We start from the raw sequence: 16,265 nt of genomic DNA, 5'->3' as shown, positions 1-16,265 counted from the left end.
CACTCATCGCCCGTCCGGCTCCGCCCGGTCGCGACCGTGCACGGCCGACCCGGTCCGCGCGCCCCGCCACGCCACGCCACGCCGCCCCGTCGAGACCGCCCCGGACCGGCCCTCGCCACGTCAGCCGGTCGCGTCGGAGCGCCCCGAAAGGTCGGCGAGGGGAACGTCCACATCGGCGAGTTCACCTGCGTCGACTGCTCGGCCGGAGGTGACGAGGGCGCGGATCGGGTCGGTGACGTCCCAGACGTTGACGTTCATGCCCGCCAGTACGCGGCCCTCGGCGAGCCAGAAGGCGATGAACTCGCGGGTGTCCCGCCGGCCGCGGAAGACGACTCGGTCGTAGCCGCCGGGTTCGACGTGGCCGGTGTACTCCATGCCCAGGTCGTACTGGTCGGTGAAGAAGTACGGAACGCGGTCGTAGGTCACGTCCCGACCGAGCATCGCCTTGGCCGCGATCTGGGGCTGGTTGACGGCGTTGGCCCAGTGCTCGACCCGGATGTGCTTGCCGAGCAGCGGGTGGAAGGCGTTGGCGACGTCCCCGGCGGCGTGGACGTCCGGGTGCGAGGTGCGCAGGTGCGCGTCGACGCGGATGCCGTTGTCGACCTCCAGGCCGGCGGCCTCGGCAAGCCGGGTGTCGGGGGTGATGCCGACCCCGACGATGACCGCGTCGGCGTCGATGCGGCTGCCGTCGGTCGTCAGCACACCGTTCACCCGTCCGCCGGTACCGGTGATCTCGGCGACCTGGACACCGAAGCGCAGGTCGACCCCGTGCTCGGCGTGCAGGTCGGCGAAGGTCCGGGCGACCTCGCGGCCCAGTACCCGCAGCAGCGGCAGCTCCGCCACCTCCAGCAGGGTCACCTCCACGCCGGCCGCGCGGGCGGCGGCCGCTGTCTCCAGACCGATCCAGCCGGCGCCGATCACCACGACGCGGGATGCGGACCCGAAGGCTTCCTTGATCCGGTCGCTGTCGGCGAGTCGGCGCAGGTAGTGGACGCCGACGAGGTCGCCCCCGGGCACGGTCAGGCGGCGCGGTGTGGAGCCGGTGGTCAGGAGCAGCTTCGTGTAGCCGATGCGGCTGCCGTCGGCGAGCGTCACCTCGTGTCCGGCCGGGTCGACGGCGGTGGCGGTGACGCCCAGGCGCAGGTCGACGTCGTGCTCGGCGTACCACCCGGGCGGATGAACGTAGACGCTGTCACGCTCGTCCCTGCCCAGCAGGTAGCCCTTCGAGAGCGGCGGCCTTTCGTAGGGGCGCTCCTGCTCCGCTCCGAGCAACACGATCGGGCCGTCGAAGGCCTCCTCGCGGAGCGTCTGTGCCGCCTTGGCACCGGCCAGACCGGCTCCGACGATCACGAATGCCGGGTTCGCGGCCATGTTCTCTCCTCTGCAGCGTAGAAGCGGCCGCGGGCGGATGGCGATTCGCTCTCCGCCGGCGTCACGCCTGGCCAGGCCATCGTCGTCGACAGCCCCCGTTCCGCCGGCGGTTGCCGCGTTCCCCGGTGTGTCGGCCGATCGTTCGTCGCCGCAGCCGTGACTGTTCGTCGGGGCTGTGAGGGTCGGTCGTCGGAATGACGCCCGGTTCGTCGAGGCTGCGACCCTCGCTTCGTCGCAGCCGGATCGGCCGTTCAGACACCGACGAAGACGTCCCGGGTGCCGAGTTCGGCCGTGACCTCCTGTCGCCACGTGGACAGGCGCCATCCTCGGGCGGTGCGGGCGGCTTCGGCGTGGTACCAGCCGAAGCACTCGTACGTGCGATCCGCACGCTCGCCCGCGCCGATGTGGTGGACACGCATCTTGACCGTCAGCTGCGCCCGGTCGCCGTCGACGGCGACGCGGTGGTTGCCCAGCAGGTGCTGGGTGGGGCCGCACGGGTCCAGGTAGCTGCGGATCATCGCGACGACGGCGTCCCGGCCCGAGATGACGTACTGCCCGTTGTAGTCGGCGGCCAGGTCCGCGGTGAAGACCTCGTCGAGAGCCTGCCACTCGCGGCGGTCCAGGGCGTCGGCGTAGGCGTTGGCGAGATCGGCCACCGCGAGTCGGTCGGCGGCCGTCCGCGCGTGGTCGACGCTCACGAGGCGGCTCCGGGCAGGCCGCGTGCCGACCGATCGAGGCGCGGGCGCGCCGCCCGTGTCGAGGCCACGCACCGAGCACCGCACTCGACGCGGTGTTCGGCCGACGTCACGGGAGCGTGCGTCGTGCCGACAGCGGATGTCGCGGTGGACGGCGGTGCGGTGGATCCGGGCTGTGCCACGGCGTTCCTCCAGGGGCTCGCATCCCGCACGATGTCGAATATTCGACAGTTACTGTCGAGCCGGTACGGTAGCCGCACCTGCCATCGAGATCAACGACCGAACCCGCCGGTCCGGCCCGACCGGCACCCGCGTCGGCGGCGGAGCCCATCGGTGGCCGCCGGTGCCCGGCCGGCCGTCCCGACCCGGGCACCACCCGCACCGCGCGAAGGGAGCCCGGGTGGAGGCCCGGCGGTTGCCGCGCCGCCGCCATGCGGACCCTCCTCGCGGGGCAGCCGCCTCGGCGGCGTTGCGTGCCGCCGGTGCGACTGCGATTCAGCGCAGGAAGGCCGCGGCGACTCCGGCGTCCACCGGGATGAGCAGCCCCGTGGTGTGCGAGAGATCGCCTCCGGTCAGGGCGAAGACCGCGTTGGCGACGTGTTCGGGGAGCACTTCGCGCTTGAGCAGGGTGCGTTGGGCGTAGAACTCGCCGAGCTTGTCCTCTTCGACGCCGTAGACGGCGGCGCGCTGTGCGCCCCAGCCGGCGGCGAAGATGCCGGATCCGCGGACGACGCCGTCGGGGTTGACGCCGTTGACGCGGATGCCGTGCTCGCCGAGTTCGGCGGCCAACAGGCGTACCTGGTGCGCCTGGTCGGCCTTGGTGGCGCTGTAGGCGATGTTGTTCGGCCCCGCGAACACGGCGTTCTTGGAGGCGATGTAGACGATGTCGCCGCCGAGTCGCTGGTCGATCATCAGTCGGGCGGCCTCGCGCGAGACCAGGAACGAGCCGCGGGCCATGATGTCGTGCTGGAGGTCCCAGTCACGGGCGGTGGTCTCCAACAGCGGCTTGGAGATCGAGATGCCGGCGTTGTTGACGACCAGGTCCACACCGCCGTAGGCGAGGGCGGCCTCGGCGAACGCGGCCTTGATCCGGTCCTCGTCGGTCACGTCCACGGTCACCGCCAGCGCCCGGTCCGCACCGCCGAGTTCCGCGGCGACGGCCGCGGCGTTCCCGGCGTTCAGGTCCGCGACCACCACGCACGCGCCCTCGGCGGCCAGGCGGTGCGCGATGGCCTTGCCGATACCGGAGCCGGCACCGGTGACCAGGGCCACCCGGCCGGCCAGCGGCTCGGGCTCGGGCAGCCGGGCGAGCTTGGCCTCCTCCAGTGCCCAGTATTCGATGCGGAACTTCTCGGCCTCCTCGATCGGGGCATAGGTCGAGACCGTCTCCGCGCCGCGCATCACGTTGATCGCGTTCACATAGAACTCGCCCGCCACCCGGGCGGTCTGCGTGTCCTTGCCGTAGGAGAACATCCCGATGCCGGGCACCAGCACGATCGCCGGGTCCGCGCCGCGCATCGCGGGCGAATCCTCGCCGGCGTGACGGGCGTAGTAGGCCGCGTACTCCTCACGATAGGACGCGTGCAACTCGCGCAGGCGCGCGGTCACCTCCTCGAGCGGCGCCTCGGGCGCGGTGTCGAGGACGAGCGGACGCACCTTGGTGCGCAGGAAGTGGTCCGGGCACGAGGTGCCCAGGGCGGCGAGCCGCGGGTGTTCCGATCGGGCGAGGAAGTCCAGCACCACGTCGGTGTCGGTGAAGTGCCCCACCTGCGGCCGATCGGTGGAGGCCGCCCCGCGCAGCAGCGGCGCGAGTTCCGCGGCGCGGGCCCGGCGCCGCGGCTCGGGGAGTGGCGCGTGCTGCGGCAGCGGTTCCCCGAACGGGTGCCGGGCGGCGTCGAACCGCTGCGCGATGAACGCCTCGGCGGTGCGGATGATGTGCAGCGAATTGGCCCGGCACTCCTCGGAGGTGTCCCCCCAGGCGGTGATGCCGTGGCCGCCGAGGACACAGCCGATCGCCTGTGGTCGGGCCGCCTTGATCGCCGCGATGTCCAGGCCCAGTTGGAAGCCGGGGCGCCGCCACGGCACCCACACCACCGTGTCGCCGAAGCACTCGGCGGTCAGTTTCTCGCCGTCCGCCGCGGTGGCGAGTGCGATCCCGGAGTCGGGGTGCAGGTGGTCCACGTGCGCGGTGTCGAGCAGGCCGTGCATCGCGGTGTCGATCGAGGGTGCGGCGCCGCCGGTGCCGTGCGCGCAGTAGTCGAACGCGGCGACCATCTCGTCCTCGCGATCGACGCCCGGGTAGACGTCGACCAGCGCGCGCAACCGGTCCAGGCGCAGGACGGCCAGTCCGCTCTCGGTCAGGGTGCCCAGGTCGCCGCCCGAGCCCTTGACCCACATCAGTTCGACCGGCCGGCCGGTGACCGGGTCGAGTGCGGTGCCCTTGGCCGAGGTGTTGCCCCCGGCGTAGTTGGTGTTGCGGGGGTCGGCACCCAGGGCGTGGGAGCGGTTCAGCAGTGCCTCCACCGCCGGGTTCGTCGGTGGCTTCATGAGGTGTGTCCCTTGGGTCGATACGGAGGTGGTCGGTCGATCGCGGGGGTCAGGCGCCCCAACCGGCCTGGGCGCCGCCGACCCGCTCGGCGCGGATGCGCTCGGCGTGGCCGGATGCCGCGTAGGCGGCCATCGGGTCCGGCGCCAGGCCCAGTTCACCGCGCAGGTCGGCGAGCAACGGGCGGACGTCGGTGTTGTACGCGTCCATCAGCACCGCGTTCGCGCCGAGCACGTCGCCGGCCCGCTGTGCGGCCTCCAGCGCCTCGGCGTCCACGAGCAGCGCCTTGGCGGTCGCTTCCTGGACGTTCATCACCGAGCGGATCTGGCCGGGGATCCTCGGCTCGATGTTGTGGCACTGGTCGAGCATGAACGCGACCTCGGTGCCCGCGTCGAGCCCGCCGCCGCGCACCACCTCGTGCATGATGCGAAACAGCTGGAACGGGTCGGCCGCCCCCACCATCAGGTCGTCGTCCGCGTAGAAGCGCGAGTTGAAGTCGAACGCGCCGAGTCTGTCCTCGCGCAGCAGCAGCGCGACGATGAACTCGATGTTCGTGCCCGGCGCGTGGTGGCCGGTGTCGACGACGACCTTGGCCCGCTCCCCCAACTTGAGGCAGTGCGCGTAGGCCGTGCCCCAGTCCGGCACGTCGGTCGTGTAGAACGCGGGCTCGAAGAACTTGTACTCCAGGATCATCCGCTGGTCGCCGCCCAACCGCGCGTACACCTGCGTCAGGGCCTCCGCCAACCGGTCCTGACGCGCTCGGATGTCGTCCTGGCCCGGGTAGTTCGTGCCGTCCGAGAACCACAGCTTCAGGTCCCGGGAGCCCGTCGCGTCCATCACGTCGACGCACGCCAGCAGGTGATCGGTCGCCTTGCGGCGGATGCGCGGGTCCGGGTTGGTCACCGACCCCAGCATGTAGTCGTCGTCCTGGAACACGTTGCTGTTGATCGCCCCGACGGTCACCCCGTGGGCGTCGGCGTGCTCGGCCAGCGCCGCGTAGTCGTCGACCCGGTCCCAGGGAATGTGCAGCGACACCGACGGGGCGATGCCGGTGAAGGCGTGCACCCGGGCCGCGTCGGCCACCTTCTCGAAGGGATCCCGCGGCACCCCCTGCTGGGCGAACACCTTGAATCGTGTCCCGGAGTTCCCGTACGCCCACGAGGGCGTCTCGATCCGCTGCGACTTCAGCGCGGCCCGCACCGCGGTCGTGGATGCCATCTCGACTCCATCTGGTGAGCAGCCCTGGAAAGACCCGACTGAAACGTTTCAATTTCGCGTAAGCTATCCACCGATCAGCCCGCTGTCAACGCACGCGTCGCCGGCGGCGAGAGGCCGCCGGGACCGGTCGCACAGTGCCGGTCGGGCCTGCATCTACCATGAACGAACAGCCGGGGAAGGACCCGAACAACGACTTGAAACGATGCGGAAGGCGGGCCCGTGAGCGGCAAAGCGGGTATCAAGGACGTCGCGCGTCTGGCCGGGGTCTCCGTCGGGACCGTCTCGAACGTCATCAACAACCCCGAACTCGTCTCCGACGATACCCGGGACCGGGTGCGCGCGGCCATCGCGCAGTTGGGGTACGTCCGCAGCGAGACCGCGCGTCAGCTCCGCGCCGGACGCAGCCGCATCGTCGCCATGCTCGTTCTGGACCTGGCCAACCCGTTCTTCGCCGAGGTGGCCAAGGGTGCCGAACGCGCACTGCGCGAGGTCGGTCTGGGCGTCATGGTCTGCAACAGCGCGGGCAGCAGGGACGAGGAGACCGACTATCTGTCGCTCTTCGCCGAACAGCGGGTCCGCGGCGTACTGGTGACCCCCGCGGACACCAGTGGACGGACCGTCGAGCTCCTGCGGGCCAGGGGCATCCCGTTCGTGCTGGTCGACCGCTCCCTGCCCGCCGATCAAGGCTGTTCCGTCTCGGTCGACGACGTCCTCGGCGGGGCCATGGCGATTCGCCACCTGGTCTCCTCCGGGCACCGGCAAATCGCCTACGTCGGCGGTCCCCCGCACCTTGCCCAGGTCCGCGACCGGTTCACCGGCGGCCTCGATGCCATCCGCGAGAGCGGGCTCGCCGACGACGCGCTGACGTCGATCGAATCGCACCGCCCGGACGTGGCCGCGGGTCGGGACGCCGGGGCCCGGCTCCTGGGCATGTCACCGCGCCCGACGGCGGTGTTCTGCGCGAACGACCTGCTGGCTCTCGGTGTGCTGCAATCCCTGTACGCCGCCGGCGTGCGGGTGCCCCACGACATCGCCCTGGTCGGCTACGACGACATCGAGTTCGCGGCGGCGGCCGCCGTCCCGCTGTCCTCGGTACGCCAGCCCGCGGCGCGCATCGGCCGCACGGCCGCCGAGTTGCTGCTCGCCGAGACCGACGCGACCACCGACGACGAACACATCCACCGGCGCATCGTGCTGCGGCCGGAACTGGTCGTCCGCGACTCCAGCCGCCGCGCGAGCCTCGTCGCCGACTGACCGGCGGTCGGGCCGGAGACCGCCGGTCCCGGGCGAACGCTCAGGAACCCGTGTCCAGTTGCCGAATGAACGCGTCGACCCGGGCGGCGACGTGGTCGATCATGTCGTCGGTGAGGCCGTGGTTGCAGGAGATCAGCATCCCGTACTCCATCACCTGGTCCGCACCCGGGAGACCGTCTGCGGGCTGCCGGAAGGTCGCCTTCTTCATGAAGGGCTGGCGGGCGGCGTTGCCGGTCCACACGACGCGGGTGTCGATGCCGTGGCGCTCCAGATACTGCTGGAGGTCGCTGCGGCCGAACCCCGCGTCGGGCTTGACCAGGAAGCAGTACGACAACCACGCCGTGTTCAGGTCCTTGGTCTGGCGAGGCGGCGTGAAGTGCTTCGGGTGGCGGCGCAGCACCTCGGAGAAGCGGGTGAAGTTGTGCTGCCTCCGTTCGTGGTTGCGGTCCAGCTTCTTGACCTGCTGGACGCCGAAGGCCGCGCACAGTTCGGTGGGCAGGAAGTTCCAGCCGGCCTCGTCGAAGATGAACATGTTGTCGTAGCTGATGCCGTCCAGGTCGGTCCAGAAGTCCCGGGAGCCGGCCTTGGAGCCGAACAGCTGCACTTCCGAGCGGCGGCCCCAGCCGCGCAGGGTCAGGCAGCGGTCGCGCAGGGCGTCGTCGTCGAGCATGACCATGCCGCCGGTGCCGGCGGCGGTGATGATGTGCGACAGCGAGAAGCTGGTGACCGAGATGTCGGAGCGGGCGCCGGTGGGCGTGCCGCGCAGGGTCGCGCCGACCGCGTCGCAGGAGTCCTCGATCACCTTGAGGTCGTGTCGGTCGGCGATGGCACGGATGGCGTCCCAGTCGGGCGCGTTGCCGGCGAGGTTGGGCACGAGGATGGCGCGGGTCCGCTCACCGATCATCGCCTCGATCCTGGTGACGTCGATCTGGAAGGTGTCGGGTTCGACGTCCACGAACACCGGCACCATGCCGGCGCGCAGCAGGCAGGACAGGTCGGTGGAGAAGGTCAGCGGCGAGGTGATCACCTCCGAGCCGACGGGCAGGTCGAGGATCTCCAGGGCGAGGAACAGCGCGGCGGAGCCGGAACTGACCATCACCCCGTGGCGCTTGCCGAACAGGTCGGCCACGCGGCGTTCCATCTCGGCGACGTTGGGGCCGATCCGCAGGCCGTCCTGACCCTGCGTCAGAACCGCCATCACGGCGTCGACTTCGTCCTGGTCGTAGACGGCGCTCGCGTAGACGACGCGCTGTTGCTCACTCATGGGATTTGTCCTTGGGGTGGTGAGTGGGAATTCAGTGGAACGTCATCGGGGCGGCGGGGCGCGGTGCCGGGGTCGGGCCCGCGAGCAGTCCGCCGTCGACGGTGAAGTCGGCGCCGGTGGCGTAGGAGGCGCCGGGAGAGGCGAGGAACGCGGCCATGTGGGCGATCTCGTCCGGTTCGCCGACCCGGCCCAGGGGCAGTCGCGCGAACCGGGTGTCCTCGGCCGCCCCGCTGCGGTCGGCCGGGAGCATCGCGGTGCGGATCGTGCCCGGCACGATGGCGTTGACGCGGATCCCCGCGTCGCCCAGTTCGAGCGCGGCCGTGCGGGTCAGGCCGCGCAGTCCCCATTTGGACGCGGAGTACGCGGACGCCCAGGCCTGCGCCTGCATACCGCTGACCGAGGCGATGTTGACGATGGCTCCGCCGCCCGCGGCGCGCATGTGCGGGACGACGGCCCGGATGCCGAGGAAGGGGCCGAGCAGGTTGACGTCGAGGATGCGCCGGAAGTCGTCGGCCGTCTCCTCCTCCAAGGCGACGATGCGCATCGCCGCGGCGTTGTTGACCAGGATGTCGATGCCGCCGAAGCGCTCCACGGTCAGGGCGACGGCGGCCGCCCAGGCGTGCTCGTCGCGCACGTCGAGGGTCACGAAGGCGGCGTTGTCGCCCAGTTCGTCGGCGAGCGCGGTGCCTTGCTCGGTGAGCACGTCGGCAAGCATCACCGAGGCGCCGCAGGCGACGAACAGGCGCGCCTCGGCGGCTCCCTGTCCCTGCGCGGCGCCGGTGACGAGCGCGACCTTCCCTTGCAGGTCGTACATGGTGGATCCCTTCGAAGCGGTGGCCCCGACCGGACACGGCCTAGGCGGTCCGGGGAAGGTGCCATTGGAGTTCGATGTGTTGCCCGAGGGTGACCAGGCCGCACGCCACGACGTCGGTGCGCACGAACGCCTGGACCATCGTGTCCGTCGCGGCGCCGGGATCACCGGGGCGGAACATCGCCACGACCTCGACGCGGCCCGCGAGTTCGCCGTCCTCGCGACCGGCCGCGTCGATGCGCGCCAGGGCGGTGTCCAGCGCCTCCTCGGACGGCAGGCGCAGCCCGAAGTGGTGCGTGTACCGGGGCTCGGCCCGCATGTGCGCGTCCCAGGCCGACCGTGCCCGGGCGAACGGCCCTTCGGCGGCCGCGACCTGCAGTTGACGCTCGAAGGCCCACTGCTCGGGGGTCACCTCGGACGTGTACAGGATGTTGTTCAGGTAGTCGGTCACCTCGGGTTCGACGAAGGCGCTGAAGAAGTGTCCGCCCCGGTCCAGGACCCGACACCCCAGCAGTTCGAGCAGCCGCCGGGCCTGCGCGCGTTCCCCGGGTCGGTGGAGGAGTTCCAGGTGGGTGATCCGGCGGGAGCCGGGATCGTCGTCGGGCACGGCCATGCCGAATCTCCTCGTCCACGGGGCGTTGACGGAGCGCGCACCTGATGCCTCGTCAGTTCTCATCATAGCTATCATGGTTATGATGACGCCACAAGACGGGTATCCGGCCTGTCGCCTGATTTTGTGTAAGCGATATAAATAAGCCGGCGCCGAACGTCAGCCGTCCGGCCGGCCACCCGGCCGGGATCGACTCAGTGCCGTTCGGCGCCACCTCGGCCGAGCAGGTCGCCCGTACACGCCGCCGCGCCGGGGAAACTGCCCGCGGACATCACGAAGGCGCGCCGTCCCCGAGCCGTGACGTCACGGCTCGGGGACGGCGGCCGGGGGCAACGGGGTTGGACCGGGAACCGAACCCGGGAACGCGTCGGGGACCCGCTTCCGGCCGAACCCGCAACACTCAGACCGGGGCCGGCCCCGACCGCACCGGGCGCACCGCGTACTCCTGCAACGGGTAGGCGTGTGCCCCTTCGAGGTGGCGCACCGCATACCGGTAGGCCAGAGTGTCGTCGCCGTCGGCGATCAGGTCGATCAGGTGCTGGTGTTCGCGCACGCCGAGCAGGCGCGTGTCGACCCCCACCTCGTTCGCCGAGCGCTCGGCCCACAACTGTTCCTGCCGTGCCCAGAGCGTCTCCACCATGCCCAGCAGGATCTGCATCGTCCGGTTCCCGCATGCGGCCACGATCGCCTCGTGGAACTCGCGACTGGCCCGGATGTAGGCGAGCCCGTCGTCGACGGTCGGCACCATCCGCGCGTGGATCTCGCGCAACCGCGGTACCACGGTCTCCATCCTGTCCCCGCGCTGCGCGCACAGCGCCACGCACACCGGCTCCAGCCGCCGCAGCGCCCGGGCCAGGTCCTCCAGGGTCACCCGTCGGGCGTGCATGACCATGCCGAACATGTGCGCCGCGTCCTCGGGCGTGGGCCGGTGCACCACCGAACCGCCCATGTTTCCGCGGCGGACGGTGAGCAGTCCCTCGGTCTCCAGGATGCGAATGGCCTGGCGCAGCGTCGTGCGGCCCACGTCGAACTCGGCCATCAGTTCGTCCTGCTTGGGCAGCACGTCGCCGTCGGCCAGGTCGCCTTCGAGGATGCGGTGGCGCAACGCATCGGCGACGACCTCGGCGATGGCCGCATGCCGAATCCGATCCGCCCCCTCGCGCGCCGCGCGAGACTCCGTCCTGATGGCATGCGAACCGTTCGTCATGGCCCGATCCTAGCTATGTAAGAACATCCCGAGAGGCCGTTCCGGGCAGAGACGCCCGGACGAAGGGCTCCCACATCTCTCCTCTCGCTTAACATAGCCATGTTAGATATGTTGAAGGAACCTCCTCCACCGCCTTCGAGGATGCGATGCGCTACAGCTTCAACACCTTCAACCATTCGACCTACTACGGGCTCGCGCCCTCCCTCCCGCAACAGATCGACGCGGCGGCATCCGCCGGCTACGACCTCGTGGGGCTCGACATCCTCTCCGTCCTCGCGCACGAACGCGACGGCCTGTCCCCACACGACCTCGCCGCGCACCTGGAGCACCGCGACCTGCCCTGCCACGAACTGGTCTCGTTGGTCGCGTGGTCACCGGTGGGATCGACGACGGCGTGGTGGCGAACACGGCCGAGTGTGCCCGGTCACTGGCCGAGGAAAGGATCGGCCTGTCCCTGGAATTCCTGCCCACTCGGCATGTCGACTCGATCCCTGAGGCACTGCGCCTGCTGGATCAAGTGGCGCACCCGAACCTGCGCCTGGTCGTGGAGAGTTGGCACTTCTTCCGGGGGCCGAGCAGGTGGCAGGACCTGGTCGCGCTGCCGCTGGATCGCGTCGGCTTCGTGCAGTTCGCGGACGCGCCCGAGCCGGTCTCGCCGGACGTGCACCACGAGTGCATGCACCGCCGGGTCCTACCGGGCCGAGGTGTCCTGGACCTGGACCGATTCTGCGCGACGCTGGTGGCGAAGGGTTACGACGGCGTGGTGAGTGTGGAGCTGCTCTCCGAGGCGTGGCGCACCGCCGACCTCCACGAGTTCGCCGCCGCCACCCTCGCATCGTCGCGCTCGGTGTGGGAATCGGCGGCGACACGCTTCGGGTAGGCGGGGCGGGGCTCCCTCGCGCGCAGCGCAGCACCGCACCGCACGAACAGCACGCACCGCACGAACAGCACACAGCACACACAGCACACACAGCACCAAGGTGGGTCCGTGGTCAGGAAAGTGGAAGCAGAGGAAGCGCACATGGCAGCCGTTCAGACACACCTCGACACCGGTGCGTCCCGGGGAAGCGGTCCGGGCTCGTACGACGTCGTCGTGATCGGTGCGGGCTCGGCCGGGTGCGTCCTGGCCGCCCGGTTGTCGGAGCAGGCGGAGCGTACGGTCCTGCTGGTCGAGGCCGGCCCCGACCACCACCCCGACGCGCTGCCCGACGAACTGCGGCACCTGTCGCGGCCGGTGGCCTGGCCCTACAACTGGGGCGACAAGGTCGCCTCGACCGGACGCACGCTCAACTACGCGCGCGGGCGCGGCGTCGGGGGCTCCTCGGCGACCAACGGCGCGGTGGCGATGCGCCCGGAGCCGGCGGACTTCGCGGCGTGGCCGGAGGGGATGCGCTGGGAGCGCATACTGCCGTACCTCAACCGCATCGAGCACGACCTGGACTTCGGCGGCGAGCCCCACCACGGGGATCGCGGGCCGATCCCGATCCTGCGGCATCCGGAGGCCGACTGGACGCCGTTGCAACGCGGCTTCGTGGATGGATGCGTGGCCGCGGGGCTGCCGTTCTGCCCCGACCACAGCCGCCCCGGGACGACGGGCGCGGGCCCGATCCCGATGAACCGGCGCGGCACGGAACGGGTGTCGAACACCGTCGCCTACCTCGACGCCGCCCGCGGACGGCCGAACCTGACCGTACGCGGCGACGCCCACGTACGCCGCATCCTGCTCGACGGCGGCCGAGCGACCGGCATCGAACTCGCGGACGGCGAGCGGGTGTACGCGGGCCGCGTCGTGTTGTCCGCCGGCGTCGTGCAGAATCCCCTGCTGCTGTGCCGCTCCGGCGTGGGACCCGCGCGCGACGTCGCCGCGCTGGGTCTGGATCCGGTCCACGAACTACCCGCGGTGGGCCGCAACCTGAGCGACCACATGGTCGTGTCGTATCGCGCGGCGGTCCGTCCCGACGCGGTGCCCGACGGCGGACCCACGCTCCAGACCATCGCCCGCGCGACCGCCCACCCGGGCCGGGGACGCACGCACGACCTCCAACTCACCCCCGTCGCACGGCGCAACCCGGACGGCACGCGCGAGATCGAGATCAGCGTCGCCCTGCAACTGCCCAACGGCTTCGGGTCGGTCGTCCCCACCGGCGCCGCGCCCGACGCCCCCGCACTGATCTCCTGGCCGTTCACCACCGACCGCGACAACCTGGAGCGGCTGGCCATCGGGGTGCGCCTGGCCGCCCGCGTCGTGGCCGCCTCCGGTCTCGCGCTCGACCCGGCCGCCGTCCGGGCCGCAGCGCACACGCCCGACGACGAACTCCGCGCGTCGTTCGCCGAGTCCCACTACGCCTTCTACCACGGCGTCGGCACCTGCCGGATCGGCACCGACCCGGCGTCGAGCGTGGTCGACGCGAAGCTGCGGGTCCACGGACTGACCGGCCTGCACATCGTGGACGCCTCGGTCATACCGACCGTGCCGCGCGCCAACACCCACCTACTGGCAACCGCCCTCGGCGAGTTGGGCGCGGAGCTGATCGCGACCGACGCGTAGGCCGTGGATCCGGCGGACCCTGGTGGCCGCGCCGCCCGGTACCGCGGCGCCCGAACGTCGAAGGTCCCCGGACGCGGTCGACCGGCGACCGGCGGCGGTCACCCGTGCGCGGTCGGCCGGCCGACGCCCGCGAGCGCCTCGTTCCGGTCGGCTTCGAGCGTGTTGCGCCAGATGCCGGTCAGCGTGTCGAGGATGGCGGAGCGTTCCCGGCTCCACCTGCCCGCGATCCACGAGGGCAGGAACGTCTCCAACTGCGTGATCAACAGGTAGGCACGCCGCCTGGCCTCCGGCTTGGAGAAGTGCGCCCAACGCTCGGGCGGCCGGGTGAGCAGGACGACGAACTCCTTGACGTGCTCCTGGTGCTGGTCGCGCAGCGCGTGCGGCAACTGCTCGGCGAAGATGTTCAGCGCCTGCCGGTTCTCCTCGCCCCGGGTGACATACGTCGTCAGCCACGCCCGGATGCTCGCGTGCGACCAGTCGGGCAGCTCGCCGAACGCGGCGAACATCGCTGCCGTGTCCGCCCAGATCCGGTCGGCCAGTTCGGCGACGATGTCGCCCTTGCCGGTGAAGTGCAGGTAGAACGTGGCCCGGGCGGCCCCCGCCTCGGCGACGATGTCGTCGACGGTGGTCGCCTCGTAGCCCTGCGTCTCGAACAGCCCGGCCGCGGCGGCGATCAGCCGTTGCCGGGTGTACCGCTTCTGCTGGGCACGCAGGTCCGGGGCTGCGGAGCGGCCTGCGGAATCGGAGGGTCGGCGCGTGGGGGCGGGCATGCGGCCAGCCTACCGAGCCGACTCGTTCGCCCGAGACGTCCGAGGCCGAGGCGTCCACTCACTGGTCATACCGTCCGCGACTGCCCGGGCACGCCGCACTCCCTTTGGCGTCCCGGGGCACGGCACGGCAGACGCGCCCGAGCCGGTTTCCGGGCTCCGCGCCGCGTCGGCGTACGCGTGCGCGGGCAGGGCGTGTCCCTTTCGTGGGCGGTTCCGCGGTCAGCGGGGAGCGTCGCCCTCGAACACGATCCGGTGCATCAGCCGCGGCTCGTGGTAGTCGAATACCGCGTTGTGCTGGGTGCAGCGGTTGTCCCACATCGCGATGTCCCCGGGTGCCCAGCGGAAGCGGCACTGGAACTCGGGTCGCTCGACGTGCTGGAGCAGGAATGCCAGCAGCGCCGCCCCTTCGCGGTCGCCGACGCCGTTGATCCGGTCGGTGAACGTGCTGTTGACGAACAGGCCGCGTCGTCCGGTGACCGGGTGGGTCCGCACCACGGGGTGTTCGACCGGCCGGTGCTTGTCCGGGTCGAGCGTGGCGCGGTGGATCGGGTTGCGGCGGTGGTCGTGCACCGCGGTCAGGCCCTCCAACAGCGCCTGGAATCGGGGCGACAGCGCCGCGTACGCCGCTTCCATGTCCGCCCAGAGCGTGTCCCCGCCGACCGGCGGCAGCTCGATGGCGCGGAGCATGGAACCCATCGGCGGGCACGGCAGGAACGTGGCGTCGCTGTGCCAGCGGTCCGCCTTGTGGTGTGCGGGGGCCGTGCCGCCGGTGGCCAGGACCATGACCTCGTCCAGGCCCGGGGCGGCCGGCTCGCCCATGGGGAACCGCTGCAGCGGTCCGAACCGCGCGGCGAAGTCGCGTTGGCGCGCGGGGTCGATCTCCTGCCCCCGGAAGAACAGCACCTTGTGCCGGTGGAACGCGGCCGTCAGTTCGGCGATCACCGCGTCGTCGACCTCGGCGTACCCCCGGTCGAGGTCGAGGCCCGACACTTCGGCGCCGATGGTCGGAGTCAGCGGACGAATCTTCGGCATGGAACACTCACCTCACGGATTCAGGCAACTTGCCTTAATACTCTCAGGCGCAATGTCTTATACTGAATGCATGGATGTCAAGACCTCCGCCCGCAGCCGGATCCTCGACGCCGCCGAACGGCTCTTCGCCGCGCGCGGCGTGGCCGACGTGTCCCTGCGGGAGATCAACAGCGCCGCCGAGCAACGCAACAAGTCGGCGGTGCAGTACCACTTCGGCACCCGTGAGGCCCTCGTCCGCGCCTTGTACGAGGACCGCCTCGGCCCGCTCAACCAACGCCGCTGGGAGCTGCTGAACGCGCTGCCCGAAGAGCAGCGCGGCGACCTGCGGGCCCTCGTACAGGTCCAGGTCCAGCCCCTCGCCGAGCGCGTGCGCGACGCGCGCGGCTCGTCCTGCTACATGCGCTTCATCCACCGCTTCACCATGGGCAGCGGCGTCCTGGACCTCGATCCGCCCGACCCCGGCTCCGGCCTGGACCGACCCCTCGGCCCCGAATACACCAGCGCCCGCCACAAGGTCACCGAACTCGTCGTCCGCCGACTCGGTCACCTGCCCGCCGACATCCGGGCCGAACGCCTGCGGTTGATGACATTCACGATCGGCTCCTGCCTCGCCGACATCGAGGCCCGCCTCGAACAGGGCCACGAACTCCCCATGCCCTTCGACCGCATCGTCACCGACCTCGTCGACGCCACACTCGGTCTCCTCACCGCACCGAGCACACGCCCCGCAACCACCCGGCCGGGGAAAGAGCCCACGTAGGCGCAGCGACCGAGGCTCACCCGTACCGGACGGTTCGGGAAACGGCCGTCCGGCGCCGACCGGTCAGGCGGGCCGGGCGCCGTGCCGCCCACGCCAAGGTCGGTCGGGTGGACGTCGGTCGGTGGGGTTGCCGCAGGTGTTCGGGTGTGCCGCGGCGGCGCGGCCGACGCGGGGGCCGGC

The 16,265-nt window shown here is 71.2% G+C and carries 14 protein-coding genes; 4 read left to right on the top strand and 10 right to left on the bottom strand.

Annotated elements, in window-relative coordinates; translation table 11 throughout:
- Nucleotides 1-120: 120 nt before the first annotated feature.
- The 4 genes from ACIBM5_RS44865 to rhaI all read right to left on the bottom strand — a co-directional run bounded on the left by ACIBM5_RS44865 (nucleotide 121) and on the right by rhaI (nucleotide 5,829).
- Nucleotides 121-1,371 (bottom strand): NAD(P)/FAD-dependent oxidoreductase, encoded by a 1,251-nt coding sequence (locus tag ACIBM5_RS44865; protein WP_396012469.1) that lies wholly within the window; start codon nucleotides 1,369-1,371, stop codon nucleotides 121-123.
- Between the two features lie 251 nt (nucleotides 1,372-1,622).
- Nucleotides 1,623-2,069 (bottom strand): nuclear transport factor 2 family protein, encoded by a 447-nt coding sequence (locus ACIBM5_RS44860; protein WP_396012468.1) that lies wholly within the window; start codon nucleotides 2,067-2,069, stop codon nucleotides 1,623-1,625.
- Between the two features lie 492 nt (nucleotides 2,070-2,561).
- Nucleotides 2,562-4,613, bottom strand: a complete 2,052-nt coding sequence (locus tag ACIBM5_RS44855) for a bifunctional aldolase/short-chain dehydrogenase (protein ID WP_396012467.1) — start codon at nucleotides 4,611-4,613, stop codon at nucleotides 2,562-2,564.
- Nucleotides 4,614-4,662: 49 nt separating this feature from the next.
- Nucleotides 4,663-5,829, bottom strand: coding sequence for an L-rhamnose isomerase (gene rhaI / locus ACIBM5_RS44850; RefSeq protein WP_396012466.1), 1,167 nt, complete (start codon nucleotides 5,827-5,829; stop codon nucleotides 4,663-4,665).
- A 219-nt stretch (nucleotides 5,830-6,048) separates the two neighbouring features.
- On the opposite strand from rhaI, the gene ACIBM5_RS44845 reads away from it, so the two are divergent.
- The gene (locus tag ACIBM5_RS44845) at nucleotides 6,049-7,083 is read left to right on the top strand and encodes a LacI family DNA-binding transcriptional regulator (RefSeq protein ID WP_396012465.1); all 1,035 of its coding nucleotides are present in this window, start codon (nucleotides 6,049-6,051) and stop codon (nucleotides 7,081-7,083) included.
- Between the two features lie 40 nt (nucleotides 7,084-7,123).
- On the opposite strand, the gene ACIBM5_RS44840 is transcribed toward ACIBM5_RS44845, so the two are convergent.
- From ACIBM5_RS44840 to ACIBM5_RS44825, 4 genes are all read right to left on the bottom strand, one after another.
- A complete protein-coding gene (locus ACIBM5_RS44840; protein WP_396012464.1) occupies nucleotides 7,124-8,347 on the bottom strand; it encodes a DegT/DnrJ/EryC1/StrS family aminotransferase in 1,224 nt (407 codons plus the stop codon).
- Nucleotides 8,348-8,378: 31 nt separating this feature from the next.
- Nucleotides 8,379-9,161: an SDR family NAD(P)-dependent oxidoreductase gene (locus tag ACIBM5_RS44835; protein ID WP_396012463.1), complete on the bottom strand. Its 783-nt coding sequence runs from the start codon at nucleotides 9,159-9,161 to the stop codon at nucleotides 8,379-8,381.
- Between the two features lie 40 nt (nucleotides 9,162-9,201).
- Entirely contained in the window at nucleotides 9,202-9,771 is a 570-nt protein-coding gene (locus tag ACIBM5_RS44830) for a hypothetical protein (RefSeq protein ID WP_396012462.1), read from the bottom strand.
- Nucleotides 9,772-10,168: 397 nt separating this feature from the next.
- A complete protein-coding gene (locus tag ACIBM5_RS44825; RefSeq protein ID WP_396012460.1) occupies nucleotides 10,169-10,975 on the bottom strand; it encodes a FadR/GntR family transcriptional regulator in 807 nt (268 codons plus the stop codon).
- A 367-nt stretch (nucleotides 10,976-11,342) separates the two neighbouring features.
- Between ACIBM5_RS44825 and ACIBM5_RS44820 the strand changes: the two genes are divergently transcribed.
- Together ACIBM5_RS44820 and ACIBM5_RS44815 are read left to right on the top strand one after the other, a co-directional pair.
- Nucleotides 11,343-11,855, top strand: coding sequence for a sugar phosphate isomerase/epimerase family protein (locus ACIBM5_RS44820; protein WP_396012459.1), 513 nt, complete (start codon nucleotides 11,343-11,345; stop codon nucleotides 11,853-11,855).
- A gap of 141 nt (nucleotides 11,856-11,996) precedes the next feature.
- Nucleotides 11,997-13,523: a GMC family oxidoreductase gene (locus ACIBM5_RS44815; protein ID WP_396012458.1), complete on the top strand. Its 1,527-nt coding sequence runs from the start codon at nucleotides 11,997-11,999 to the stop codon at nucleotides 13,521-13,523.
- A 98-nt stretch (nucleotides 13,524-13,621) separates the two neighbouring features.
- Here ACIBM5_RS44815 and ACIBM5_RS44810 read toward each other — a convergent pair whose 3' ends face one another.
- Entirely contained in the window at nucleotides 13,622-14,293 is a 672-nt protein-coding gene (locus ACIBM5_RS44810) for a TetR/AcrR family transcriptional regulator (protein ID WP_396012457.1), read from the bottom strand.
- Between the two features lie 219 nt (nucleotides 14,294-14,512).
- Nucleotides 14,513-15,325, bottom strand: coding sequence for a TauD/TfdA dioxygenase family protein (locus ACIBM5_RS44805; protein ID WP_396012456.1), 813 nt, complete (start codon nucleotides 15,323-15,325; stop codon nucleotides 14,513-14,515).
- A 70-nt stretch (nucleotides 15,326-15,395) separates the two neighbouring features.
- Between ACIBM5_RS44805 and ACIBM5_RS44800 the strand changes: the two genes are divergently transcribed.
- Entirely contained in the window at nucleotides 15,396-16,085 is a 690-nt protein-coding gene (locus ACIBM5_RS44800) for a TetR/AcrR family transcriptional regulator (RefSeq protein WP_396012455.1), read from the top strand.
- The last annotated feature ends 180 nt before the right edge of the window (nucleotides 16,086-16,265 follow it).

The organism is Embleya sp. NPDC050493, from assembly GCF_044458105.1.
Lineage (GTDB): Bacteria > Actinomycetota > Actinomycetes > Streptomycetales > Streptomycetaceae > Embleya.
Note: the sequence above shows the minus strand (reverse complement) of the source record. Positions and strands in the feature narration are given on the sequence as shown.